Genomic DNA, 12,172 nt, shown 5'->3' with positions numbered 1-12,172 from the left:
AGAAGACGGCGCGGTCGAGGTTGAAGGCGAGGCGGCTGACATGGCCTGCGGCCGTCTTGGTGTCAGCGCGGAGCCGTGCCACGGTTTCCTTGCCGCCCAGATGCGTTATCGCAAAGGTGTCTGCACCGGCGGGCTCCACCACCTCGATCATGCAGTCAGCCTCCACCAAATGGCGAGACAGCCGATCGGCACCTTCAGGATCGGTGATGGCTTCTGGCCTGATGCCGAAGATCACCTTCTGGCCCAGGCGGGAAGCCAGCTTATCGTCATGGAGCGGGATGACCAGCGGAGAGCCCTCACGATGGGCAAGCTCGAGATGGAGCGCGCCAGGGCTGCCGCAGATGGTGGCGGTCAAGAGATTCATTGCGGGCGAGCCCATGAAATCCGCCACGAACATGTTCGCGGGAGAATTGTAGATCTCCGACGGGGTTCCCGCCTGCTGGAGGACGCCATCCTTCAGCACGGCGATCTTGGTGGCGAGGGTCATTGCCTCGATCTGGTCATGGGTGACGTAGACGATGGTGGTCTTGATACGATGGTGCAGCCGCTTGATCTCGGTTCGCATGTCGACGCGGAGCTTGGCATCGAGGTTGGAGAGCGGCTCGTCAAACAGGAACAGCTTGGGCCGGCGCACCAGCGCACGGCCCATGGCGACGCGCTGGCGCTGGCCGCCCGAGAGCTGTGAGGGCTTGCGCTGCAACAGGTGCCCGATCTGCAGCATCTCCGCCACGCCCTGGATCGCCTTGTCACGTTCCGGCTTCGCCACGCCGCGCATTTCCATGCCGAAGCCGATGTTCTGTTCTACCGTCATATTCGGGTAGAGCGCATAGGACTGGAACACCATGGCGATGTCACGCTCGGAGGGGTGCAGGTCATTCACCTTGCGGCCGGCGATGCGGATCTCGCCTGAGGTAATCGACTCAAGGCCAGCGATGGTGTTCAGCAGCGTGGACTTGCCACAGCCCGAGGGGCCGACGAGCACGAGAAAACCGCCCTCGTCAACATCGAGGTCGATGCCCTTCAGCACACCCACCGCGCCGAACTTTTTTTCCAGACTGTCGATTTCGAGGAAGGCCATGGATTATCCCTTGACGGAGCCCGCCATGAGGCCGCGCACGAAATAGCGGCCGGACACGACATAGACGATGAGGGTGGGAAGAGCGGCGAGGATCGCGCCCGCGAAATGCACGTTGTATTCCTTCACACCAGTGGAGGAGTTGACGAGGTTGTTGAGCGCCACCGTCATTGGCATCGAGTCTGCATCCGAGAAGGAGGCACCGAAGAGGAAGTCGTTCCAGATGTTGGTGAACTGCCAGATGACGGTGACGATGATGATTGGGGCCGAAGACGGCAGCAGGATCCGCCGGAAGATCTGCCAAAAGCCAGCGCCGTCGATCATCGCGGCGCGCACCAGTTCCGTCGGAAAGGCTTCGTAGTAGTTCCGGAAGAACAGCGTGGTGAAGCCGAGGCCATAGACCACGTGGATGAGTACCAAGCCCGGTGTTGTTCCTGCGAGGCCAAGAAGCCCGAGAATGCGTGCCGACGGGATCAGCACGATCTGGAAGGGAATGAAGCAGGCCAGCAGCATCAGACCGAAGACGATGTTGTGACCGGGGAAGCGCCACTTGGTGAGCACATAACCGTTGAGGGCACCCAGGAAGGTGGAGATCGCCACGGCGGGCACCACCATCATGAGCGAGTTGATGAAATATGGCTTGAGGCCTGTGGGCTGCACCCCGATCTGGGCGGTGGACCAGGCGCTGCCCCAGGGGGCGAGCGTCCATTCAAGCGGCAGCGCCAGCATGCGGCCCTGCTGGATCTCGGTGAGGGGCTTCAGCGAATTCACCAGCATCACATAGAGCGGCAGAAGGAAATAGACGGCGAATATGATCAGCAGCACATAGATCGCCGCGCGCATAAAGACGCCAGTGCGGACGGCAGTGTCCTGCGAGGGGGCACTCATTTGCGGTTCCCCTGTGACAGTTCCGAATAGAGATAAGGCACGATGATGGCGGCGATCATCATCATCATGATGATGGCAGAGGCGGCACCCATGCCCATCTCGTTGCGGGTGAAGGTGAAGTTCTGCATGAAGAGAGCGGGCGTCCAAGTGGCGGTGCCGGGGCCGCCGCTTGTCATCGCCACAATGAGGTCATAGGACTTGATGGCGAGATGGGCCAGAACGACGAAGGCCGAGAGGAAGACCGGGCGCATCATGGGAATGATGATGCGGCGGTAGAGCGTCCAGTTCGACGCGCCATCGATCTGTGCCGCCTTGATGATCTCGTTGTCCACCCCGCGAAGCCCTGCGAGGAACATCGCCATGACGAAGCCTGTCGACTGCCACACGGCAGCGATGACGATGGTGTAGATCGCCATCTTGCCTTCCTTGATCCAGCGGAAGGAGAAGCTCTCGAAGCCCCAGGACTGGACCACATGCTCGAGACCGATGCCGGGATCGAGGAACCACTTCCACGCCACGCCGGTGACGATGAAGGACAGCGCCATGGGATAGAGATAGATCGGGCGCAGCACGCCCTCACCGCGGATCTTCTGGTCGAGCAGGATGGCCAGGCCCAGGCCCAGGACGCTGCTGACAACGATGTAGAGTGTCGCGAAGATGGCGAGGTTCTTGAGCGACGTGATCCAGTTCGGGTGGTTGAACAGCCGGACGTAATTGTGGAAGCCCACCCAGCTCGAAAGATCCGGAAGGATCTTGGATCCGCTAAAGGAGAGAACGCCCGTGAAGATGATGAAGCCGTAGACGAACAGGAGGATCAGCGCGAAGCTGGGCGCCAGAACGAGGCGCGGCAGCCAGGCCTGGAGCATGGCGCGCGGTGCGGCGGTTGCGGGCACGGGATCACCTCTTCGCCTTGAGAGAAGGGAAAAGGGCCCCGGCAAGACCGGGGCCCTTCAGTGTCATCAGCCCTTGGCGGCGGCGACCGCATCCGCCAGTTCCTTGGCGGCGGCAGCGGGGTCCATCTCGCCGTTGAAGTGGCGCGTCACCACGTCATAGACGGCGTTCTTGACGGCCGCGGGTGCGGCATGGCCATGCGCCATGGAGCCCATGAGCGTGCCGTTGGTGTTGGCCTCGGCGAGGTCCGCCATGCCCTTCTTGCCGCAATCGTCGAAGGCGTCGTTCGGCACGTCGGTGCGTGCGGGAACAGAGCCCTTCACGACGTTGAAGGCCGACTGGAAGGTGGGGTTCTCGATGGCGGATGCCATCAGGAGCTGGGCCTTCTGCTGGCCTTCGCCGACCTTGAACATCATGAACTGGTCAGAGTTGAAGGTGACAGCACCCTGCGTTCCAGGGAAGCGGATGCAGACGAAGTCTGCGCCCGGCTTCTTGCCGGCCTTGAGGAATTCGCCCTTGGCCCAGTCGCCCATCATCTGCATGCCGCCCTTGCCCTCGATTACCATGGCGGAGGCGAGGTTCCAGTCACGGCCCGAGAAGTTGTCGTCCACATAGCTGCGGAGCTTGGCCATGCGGTTGAATACCTCGACCATCTTGTCGCCCGACAGCGCTGCCGGGTCGAGATCGATCATTGCCGACTTGTAGAAGTCGGAGCCCATGGACAGCACGACCGCGTCAAACATGGTGGCGTCCTGCCAGGGCTGGCCGCCATGGGCGAGCGGCGTGATGCCGTTGGCCTTCATCTTGTCAAGAACCACGACGAGCTCGTCCCAGGACTCGGGCGCCTTGCCGCCAGCGGCGTCAAGCGCTGCCTTGTTGATCCACACCCAGTTGGTGGAGTGGACGTTGACGGGAGCGGCGATCCACTTGCCGTCATGCTTGGAGAAGTTCTGCAGTGCGGCGGGGATCACCTTGTCCCAGCCTTCAGCATTGGCCACCTCGTTGAGGTCGCCCAGCGCACCCTGCTTGGCCCAGTCGGTGATGTCGAAGCCCAGGCCCTGCACGGCAGTGGGCGGGTTGCCGGCCGTGACGCGGGCGCGGAGTGCCGTCATCGCGGCCTCACCGCCGCCACCGGCTACGGGCATGTCCTTCCAGGTGACGCCCTTGGACTCCAGGTCCTTCTTCAGGACTTCGAGTGCCGCGGCCTCGCCGCCGGACGTCCACCAGTGCAGAACTTCCACCTCATCGGCATGCGCCATGGCAGTCAGGCCCATGAGGGCCGCAGTCGTCAAAAGGAACTTGCGAAACATTATATTTTCTCCCTGTGTTGCATCGATGCCGGAATTCTAAGTAACCAGCTCGTTACGAGCAAAACGTTTTGGGGCGCAGACTGCAATGGCAATTGGGGGGGTGTGTTCACCACATAATTCTGCCGACTATTCCCATGGCGGCACCATGCGGAGCTTCACGAATTCGCTCCAGCGGCAGGGACCAGGCCACATCGGCATCCTATTCATCCATAATGCGAACGCTTTCATGCATGGCACGGAGATGCTGAAGGTCTATTTCAAGCAGGCCATGGACGGTTGCGGCCGCGCGCTGATCGAGTTTTGCGAGCAGTGCCTCGGGAAGGCCATCGGCATCAGTGGCAGGTTCAACGGCGGCATCCTGGCCACCGGAGCCGCGCCGGATGCGAAATGGAACGACGCCCCGCCCCGCAGCCAAGATGAAGGCCGTCGGCGCGGGCGCCAGGGGGCCTACAGCGATGCGGAACTGCTGGCGAAGATTGAGGCGGTCATCGAGGCATCGCCGTTCAACAGGGAAGCCTGTCGCAAGGTTGGAGTACAACTGCGGGAAGACAGCGTTCGCACGGCGGCGCGCAGGGTGCGGCGGATCATAAGCGAGAACAGCCAGCTTGCGCCGCAAGGGCGGTGAACAGGGAGGACCATCCGCATGACGGGACGATTATGACCGGTGATGGCCGCGCCAATGTCTTCATCGCCGGGAGGCACAATCAGCGCAGTGCGCGATCTCATAGCCGTGCCCAAGATCAAGCCGATACAACCAAGCAAAGAGCAGCCGGTCCGTGTTGGCAAGGACCGGCCGTTCAGGTCATTTCCGGCGCAAAAGGTTTAGCTGGCGGCGAAAGACGATGATTTCCGCTTGCCGTTCTGCCCATGATCGGAAGAAATCTGCAAGCGTTCGACAAGACGTCGCCAGATAGCAGCCCTTCGGCGAGTCAGACATCACTGAAGGTAGGAATAGCTTCTGCCGTTCACAAGTTCTGGGTCTATGAACCTGCGGCAAATTCTTCGAACCCCGATTCCTTGATCATCGCAAGTTGAATTCCATAAAAAGCGAAGATCAATTCAAAACGACACAGAGCAGCTGAAGCCTGGGCACCCCGGTCAATTTCGAAAGCCGCATCGAACTCGAAGAAATCTGCACATGTTCAAGTGTTGCAGAACCTTCACGCCGTCAAGAACCGCCAGCCGCCTAGTTGCCGGCTTCAGCTGCTTTCAGCACTGTGAGAAGACCCGCATTCGGGTCGGCTTCGCATGCCACGCCCGCAGCGTCGGCATTGGAACTGAAGCGATCCATATCAAATCGCGTGTCATCAGCCCGCCCGCCCAGATAGCCGTCGATCCAGGCAAGCAACATCGCGCCATCTTCAGGGCTCATCTCGATGATGTCAGAGCACTTGAGAGTGGAGATATCAAGCGTCTCTGCCGATGCAGCAGCTGGAAAGAGCGCTCCGAGCGCCATGATCATGACGGGTAGGGTCTTCACTAAAGTAACTCCCAATTTTCTACGCTGTTGATGCTGAGAAAACTTGAAGCTCTTGTCAACGTCTTTTCCACCTCGTGATGCTTTGCTTCCTCTGGTTGCCGTTCAGAACCATGTCGAACTGCCAGTAGTCGCTGTCTTTACAAGGATCGAAACATTCTGACTTTGGCAGGCAATTCACCTGTATGTTGTTGCTGGGCGTCTGGTTACGGAACCCAAAATGGCAGCTCTGCAGAAAGAGTTTGTGATGCTACAATCGTCAAGTTACGGTATGCTGTTTACTCATTTGGGGTGTCCGTGATCAGTTGACTTGGTTTTCCCGCGCAGAGTGCCTTGAATGCTCATTCACCCCTTCCAGCGTGTTCTGCGTACCGTCCTCTCAGGAGATATCTTCATGAAATCACTTCGCGTTGCGTCATTGATGCTGGCGATGAGTTTGGGTTCGAACGCGAAGGCGGATCCGCCCAACGTGATCTATGAAACCCTCATGCAAGATATTCTGATCAATGCGGACTACTGGACAACCAAGCCGCAAATCCTCAGTGCTTCCCTTGGGTTTACCCAGATTCTTGGAGTTCCGAATTTATCAACGTCCGAGGAAGGCCAAGCAGCAAATGCTCAGTTTGGGGGTGCCTGGGAAGTTTTGAGCACAACAAATCCGAATCCCAATCTCAGGGCTTATACCTCATCGGCCACACCCTATGGGATGTACATCGGCTATGACGTCGACATTGTTGGCGCTGGCGGTTTCCCGGTGGTGTTCAGTTGGCCGGTTCTGCCAAGCACGGTTGATGGCTCGGACTTTGAGGTCACACTCAACACGGGGGAGCGGATCATCGCAGATGGCGCATCCATAACCCCCAATAGCGAATACAATGAACGCAGTACCGTTGTCATTGTGAGTCAGAAGTTTGGCAATCGAATTACGCCAGGATATCCGGGTGCTGTTTATCCGGTCAGGTTGAAAATCGTCAGAGATGCCACACCGCTCACGCTGGTGGGGCCCGGGGGACAAACGAAACTTGCTGTCGGTTTCACTTACGGAAATTCAATCAAGCCACTGACTGGCTACTACGCGGGTCCGACGCTCTGTGCGGCGAAATTGAGTGTTCTTTCGACGGAGGGAGAAGGCGCTCCAGCTTTCTTTTCGGGGAATACGCCAAATGATGGCGCCGCGCTCTACGGGAACAAGGCTCAATACCGTCTCCGCGTGCTCACGACGGGAGGGTTCTCACCGGATGGTGTTCGCTCTCTATATCCAACCGAATTCGAGAGTTTCTTCCAAGTCGAAGTCAGGGACCTGGATGGCCGGCGCATACTTCTGACCGAGACTGACAAGACCTACAAACTGAAAGCCGGCTCCATTCGAATACTCGGGCTTGCTGACTTGTCTGTCGCGCAGGCCAGTTACGATGATTCCTATGTTGAAGACCATGACAACCAAATCGACATCATTCTGCAGGGGGATGAGGCTGTCATGAAGCGTATCAAGTACGTATTGGTTCCTTCAAACAAATCGCACTACAAGCCCTTCTACAACCCAGGTGGCCCCGGAAACAATCCGACCCCGGGTGTCGTGTATACAAAGCCGTCAAGCTTCATCAAGCAAGCCGTGACGATCGCAATCAAGGATCCGATGACTGTCAGCTATGGTAGTCTTCCTTGATGACCAGCGCGCGTTCCGGCCAGGTGGAATCACCTTGCCGAAAAGAACGCGCGCAAAGATCATGCCCTGGCAGCACGTTGGCGCCCAGTGGGTGGAAATCCACCCAGGATAGAGGGACGGGCGGCATGGTGCGTGCTGCTGGCGGCCGCCAAAGCTTGCCGAACGGTGTGGGAAGGCTTATCCGGAAGTTGCCCGCAGCGGCCTTGAAAGGCCTGCAACGCAGATGCGGCATCGCCATTCATTTCTTGGGGGGAACACATGACATTCCACAAGACTCTTCTCGGCCTTGCGGCATGCGCGATCCTCGCGGTGTCGGGTGCTTGGGCACAATCCTATCCCGAGCGGCAGATCACCATGGTGGTGCCGTTCGCGGCCGGTGGACCGACAGATACGGTGGCGCGGCTGATCGCTGATGGGATGTCGGCCGATCTCGGCCAACAAATCGTGGTGGAGAATGTCAGCGGTGCGGGCGGTACGCTGGGTGCGGGCAAGGTGGCCTCCGCCGAACCCGATGGCTACACCCTGCTGCTACACCACATCGGCATGGCAACCAGCGCCACACTCCACAGCAAGTTACCTTATGATACGCTGACCGCCTTCGACTATGTGGGCCTGGTGACGGACGTGCCGATGACCATCGTGGCGCGCAAGGACTTTCCACCCGGCGACTTCAGTTCACTTGTCAGCTACTTGAGAGCCAATGCGGCGACAGTGACCATGGCCAATGCGACCGTCGGCGGAGCATCGCACCTCTGCGGCCTATTGTTCATGAGCGCGATCGAAACACAGCTGAAGACCATTCCTTACGATGGCACCGGCCCCGCGATGATCGATCTGCTCGCCGGCAAGGTCGACTTCATGTGCGACCAGACCACCAACACGACGCAGCATATCAAGGACGGCACCATCAAGGCCTATGCGGTGACGACGCCCGCGCGGCTCGCGGTACTGCCTGACCTGCCCACCGCAATCGAAAGCGGCCTTGCCGGTTTCGATGTTTCGGTTTGGCACGGCATCTATACGCCGAAGGGCACGCCGGCCGCGGTGAACGAGCGCCTGTCTGCCGCGCTGCAGAGGGCGCTGGCCAGCCCGGAGGTGATTGCGCGCTTTGCGGAACTCGGCACCGAACCCTCCTCCGCCGCGGATGCAACGCCCGCGGCCCTCAAGGCCAGGCTTGAGGCCGAGATCCCGCGCTGGAAGACCCTGCAGGGCCTTGCACTTCCTCAAGGCTCGGCGAAGTAAGTTCCAGCACCACATTTCAGTGCCTTGGCGCCGCGGAGGCCTTTGCGAGCGTGGCGCACATTGTGTTCAGCGGGGCACGGCCTCATCCGGATCAAGCTCTGTCCAGCGTGGCCGTGGCGTCCAGCCCGGATAGATGCAGCGCTGGAAGCGGCACGTGAACTGGCGGGGATGCCGTTCATGCCATGACACTGCTTCATCCTCCATACGGCGGCGCTGGGCGGGGCTGATCTGGAGCCGGTGCTGATCCCTGAGGGCAGCAGCGCGCGGGTGGCCCCCTGCGGCGGCGAGATTGAACCAGAAGAAGGCGGCGGAAGGGTTCTGCTTCACGCCGCGGCCGCGGCCGTAGAAGCGGCCCACCATGTATTGCGCATCGACGAGGCCGGCGTGGGCGGCCTTCCTGTACCATGACAAGGCGCGCGAGAAGTCCTGCGGCAGGCCGCGGCCATCGTCATACATCACCGCGATGGCGAATTGCGCGAGGACGTTCCCGTCGCGGGCCAGCGGCTTCAGAACGGCGGCGGCAGCGCCGTAGTCACCGCGCCAATAGAGGCTGGTTCCCCTTCGGACGTCATCGGCAATTGATGGCGCAGCCGCCAGCAAAAGCATGGTGAGGGCGAGGATCAGTCTCATCGGCGCGGCGCATGTCATGCGAAAATGATAGGTGATTCTCTACCAGGGCGGGAGAGCGGAGTTTTGTGCGCCTGCGAAGCAGGTGGCTTGCATGTTTAGTGAACTCGTGATTAGTAAACAGAAACACTAAACACAGGACGATGCCTTATGGCCCCTCCCCTCGATACCCTTCTCGATATGGTCGCGGCGCGGATCATCGCCGCGGCGGACGAGCTGACAGCGCTCGATTCGGCCATTGGCGATGCCGACCACGGCCTCAACATGAAGCGCGGCTTCGAGGCGGTGCTGGCGGAGCGGGCGGCGATCCTCGCCAAGCCGCTGGGCGAGGCGCTGAAGACTGTGGGCATGACGCTGGTGATGAAGGTGGGCGGGGCTTCAGGCCCGCTCTATGGCACGCTGTTCATGACGCTCGGCAAGGAGTTGCCGGAAGAACCCGCGGTGGCGGACCTTGCCCGCGCGCTGCACGCGGCTGTCGATGCGCTGAAGGCGCGCGGCAAGGCGGATTTCGACAACAAGACCATGCTGGATGTGCTGGGACCGGTCGCCACACATCTTGGCCATGGCGGCGCCAGCCTGGCCAGCGTCCGGGCGCTCGCGGCGGAACGGGCCCAGGCCACGGTGCCGATGAAGGCGATCAAGGGCCGCGCGTCCTTCCTGGGCGACAGGTCCATCGGCCACATGGACCCCGGTGCGCGCTCCAGCCAGATCATGATCGAGGCGGTGTGCGACGTGCTGGAGGGCCGGGCATGACGGTGGGAATCGTGATCGTGTCGCATTCGCCGGACGTCGCCAGGGGCGCCGCCGACATGGTGCGCCAGATGGTGGGCAACGACGTGCCGCTAGGCTTCTGCGGTGGCAACCCGGACGGCGGGCTGGGCACCAGCGTGGAGAAGATCATGGCGGCCATCGACCAGGCATGGTCGGAGGACGGCGTCGCCATTCTGGTCGATCTCGGCGGGGCCGAGACCAACAGCGAGATGGCAATCGAGATGCTGCCCGCCGAACGCCAGGCGAAGATCGTGATCTGCAATGCGCCGGTGGTCGAGGGCGCGGTGATGGCGGCGACAGAAGCCTGGGGCGGCGGGTCCCTCGCCGACGTGAAGCGCACAGCAGAGGAGCTTTCAGCACAATGAGCACGATGGCTGAAGGATCGGTGGTGATCACGCATGACGTGGGCCTTCACGCAAGGCCCTCGGTGAAGCTGACCAAGCTGGCCAAGGGGTTTTCCTCGGTGATCGAGATCGCTGGCGCTGCGGAAGGACCCTGGATCGACGCCAAGAGCATCGTCAAGGTGATGGCGATGAAGGCGCGGCAGAACACGACGCTCCACGTGCGTGCCTCGGGCGAGGATGCACAGGCGGCGGTCGATGCCGTAACAGACCTCGTCAGGCGCGACTTCGACGAAGCAGCCGATGGGCACTAGCTTTCAAGGCACGGGCGCCGCGGACGGGCTCTGGATCGGCCCGGTGCGGCAGCTTGGGCGCTCGGCAAGAGCGGAGCGCCGTGCAGGAAGCCCCGATGCCGAACACCAGGTGCTGCGCCATGCGATTGCGCTTGCCATGGGCGAGCTTGCCGCATTGATGGCGCGCGTCGAGGGCGAGGCGCAGGACATGCTGGCCTTCCAGCTTGCCATGCTGGAGGATGAAGCACTCTCCGCCCCGGCGTTCTCCACAATCGAGTTCGGCATTGGCGCGCACATCGCCTGGATGGATGCGCTGAATGGCGAGATCGCGGGTTATGAGGCCTCCGAGGACGACTATTTCCGGGCGCGCGCGGCGGACTTAACCGACATGCGCGACCGCGTGCTGCGCCATGTGACGGGCGAAACGGAAGAGGCCGCCGTTGCGGGGGCGGTTCTGGCGGGAGACGACATCGGGCCCACCGCCTTCCTGGAAACCGACTGGAGCAGCGGCGGGGCGATCGCGCTCGCCCGCGGCAGCACGACGAGCCACGTGGCGATGCTCGCACGGGCGCGCGGCATTCCCATGGTGGTGGGCCTCGGCGCGGCGGGCTTCATGGAAGCGCAGACGCTGATCGTCGATGGCAGCGGCGGCCGGGTCACTGCGGACCCCGGCGAAGCCGAGCAGCAGGCCTATCGCGCGCAATTGGCCGCGCTGGCCGAAAGCCGCGCCGCGGTGGAGCAGTTCCGCTTCAGGCCGGCGCTTCGCAAGTCCGGCGCGCCCATCGAGGTGCTCATCAACGTGGCCGGGGTGGAGGAGCTGGACCAGATCGACGCCTCCTGCTGCGATGGCATCGGCCTCATGCGCTCGGAGTTCCTGTTCCGCGACGGCGCGCCGCTTCCCGATGAGGATACGCAGTACCGCGCCTACAGCAGCTTCCTCGCCTGGGCGGAGGGCCGGCCCGTCACCATCCGGACGCTGGACATTGGTGGCGACAAGCCGGTGCGCGGGTTGACGCCCGAGGGCGAATCGAACCCGTTCCTGGGCCTGCGCGGCGTGCGGCTGACGCTGGCGCATGAGGAAGTGTTCCGCACGCAGCTGAGGGCGCTGGCGCGGGCCGCCGTTCATGGGCCGCTCAAGATCATGATCCCCATGGTGACGGTGCCGGAGGAAATCACCCGGACGTCCGATCTCTTCGAGGCCTGCCGCGCCGAACTCTCTCAACGCGGCGTGCCGGTGAAGGCGCCGCCGCTTGGCATCATGGTGGAGGTGCCGGCGGTCGCCATCGCGCCGGATCTGTTCCGCGCGGCGGACTTCCTCTCCATCGGTTCGAACGACCTGACGCAATATGTGACTGCGTCCTCACGCGATGACGCGCGGGTCGCAGCGTTGAACGATCCGGCGCATCCCGCCGTCCTGCGCCTCATCGAATCCGTGGCGCGCCATGGCCGCGAGACGGGAACCCCCGTCAGCCTGTGCGGCGACATGGCGAGCGAACCGCGCCACATCGCAGCCCTTCTCGCTGCGGGCATCACGTCGCTTTCGGTGGCGCCGGCACGGATCGCCGCCGTCAAGGCGGCGATCGCGGAGCTT

General features: G+C 61.9%; 13 protein-coding genes. 7 read left to right on the top strand and 6 right to left on the bottom strand.

Annotation, left to right across the window (positions count from 1 at the left end; all coding sequences use genetic code 11):
• From ACILRA_RS12060 to ACILRA_RS12045, 4 genes are all read right to left on the bottom strand, one after another.
• The coding region (locus tag ACILRA_RS12060; RefSeq protein WP_395662345.1) for an ABC transporter ATP-binding protein at nt 1-1,078 on the bottom strand (1,078 nt) is incomplete at its 3' end.
• A 3-nt stretch (nt 1,079-1,081) separates the two neighbouring features.
• Nucleotides 1,082-1,963 carry a carbohydrate ABC transporter permease gene (locus ACILRA_RS12055; protein ID WP_395662344.1) on the bottom strand — a complete coding sequence of 294 codons (882 nt, stop codon included), beginning with the start codon at nt 1,961-1,963 and terminating at the stop codon, nt 1,082-1,084.
• A complete protein-coding gene (locus tag ACILRA_RS12050; protein WP_395662347.1) occupies nt 1,960-2,829 on the bottom strand; it encodes a carbohydrate ABC transporter permease in 870 nt (289 codons plus the stop codon). The genes ACILRA_RS12055 and ACILRA_RS12050 overlap by 4 nt, the downstream gene beginning before the upstream one ends.
• Before the next feature lie 93 nt (nt 2,830-2,922).
• On the bottom strand, nt 2,923-4,128 hold the full coding sequence (locus ACILRA_RS12045; protein ID WP_395662346.1) for an ABC transporter substrate-binding protein: 1,206 nt from the start codon (nt 4,126-4,128) through the stop codon (nt 2,923-2,925).
• A 277-nt stretch (nt 4,129-4,405) separates the two neighbouring features.
• Here ACILRA_RS12045 and ACILRA_RS12040 point away from each other — a divergent pair, with 277 nt between their 5' ends.
• Nucleotides 4,406-4,789, top strand: a complete 384-nt coding sequence (locus ACILRA_RS12040; protein WP_395662343.1) for a hypothetical protein — start codon at nt 4,406-4,408, stop codon at nt 4,787-4,789.
• 561 nt (nt 4,790-5,350) lie between these two features.
• Here ACILRA_RS12040 and ACILRA_RS12035 read toward each other — a convergent pair.
• The gene (locus ACILRA_RS12035) at nt 5,351-5,626 is read right to left on the bottom strand and encodes an HdeA/HdeB family chaperone (RefSeq protein WP_395662342.1); all 276 of its coding nucleotides are present in this window, start codon (nt 5,624-5,626) and stop codon (nt 5,351-5,353) included.
• A gap of 409 nt (nt 5,627-6,035) precedes the next feature.
• On the opposite strand from ACILRA_RS12035, the gene ACILRA_RS12030 reads away from it, so the two are divergent.
• Together ACILRA_RS12030 and ACILRA_RS12025 are read left to right on the top strand one after the other, a co-directional pair.
• Nucleotides 6,036-7,307, top strand: coding sequence for a hypothetical protein (locus tag ACILRA_RS12030; RefSeq protein ID WP_395662341.1), 1,272 nt, complete (start codon nt 6,036-6,038; stop codon nt 7,305-7,307).
• Nucleotides 7,308-7,565: 258 nt separating this feature from the next.
• On the top strand, nt 7,566-8,549 hold the full coding sequence (locus tag ACILRA_RS12025; protein ID WP_395662340.1) for a tripartite tricarboxylate transporter substrate-binding protein: 984 nt from the start codon (nt 7,566-7,568) through the stop codon (nt 8,547-8,549).
• Nucleotides 8,550-8,615: 66 nt separating this feature from the next.
• On the opposite strand, the gene ACILRA_RS12020 is transcribed toward ACILRA_RS12025, so the two are convergent.
• Entirely contained in the window at nt 8,616-9,179 is a 564-nt protein-coding gene (locus ACILRA_RS12020) for a tetratricopeptide repeat protein (protein WP_395662339.1), read from the bottom strand.
• 147 nt (nt 9,180-9,326) lie between these two features.
• Between ACILRA_RS12020 and dhaL the strand changes: the two genes are divergently transcribed.
• The 4 genes from dhaL to ptsP all read left to right on the top strand — a co-directional run.
• Nucleotides 9,327-9,929: a dihydroxyacetone kinase subunit DhaL gene (gene dhaL / locus ACILRA_RS12015; RefSeq protein WP_395662338.1), complete on the top strand. Its 603-nt coding sequence runs from the start codon at nt 9,327-9,329 to the stop codon at nt 9,927-9,929.
• Nucleotides 9,926-10,312 (top strand): dihydroxyacetone kinase phosphoryl donor subunit DhaM, encoded by a 387-nt coding sequence (dhaM, locus tag ACILRA_RS12010; RefSeq protein ID WP_395662337.1) that lies wholly within the window; start codon nt 9,926-9,928, stop codon nt 10,310-10,312. The genes dhaL and dhaM overlap by 4 nt, the downstream gene beginning before the upstream one ends.
• A complete protein-coding gene (locus tag ACILRA_RS12005) occupies nt 10,309-10,602 on the top strand; it encodes an HPr family phosphocarrier protein (protein WP_395662336.1) in 294 nt (97 codons plus the stop codon). The genes dhaM and ACILRA_RS12005 overlap by 4 nt, the downstream gene beginning before the upstream one ends.
• The coding region (gene ptsP / locus ACILRA_RS12000) for a phosphoenolpyruvate--protein phosphotransferase (protein WP_395662335.1) at nt 10,592-12,172 on the top strand (1,581 nt) is incomplete at its 3' end. The genes ACILRA_RS12005 and ptsP, both read left to right, overlap by 11 nt.

The organism is Aestuariivirga sp. (genome assembly GCF_044239095.1).
GTDB lineage: Bacteria > Pseudomonadota > Alphaproteobacteria > Rhizobiales > Aestuariivirgaceae > Aestuariivirga.
This window is presented reverse-complemented; position numbering and strand designations above follow the sequence as displayed.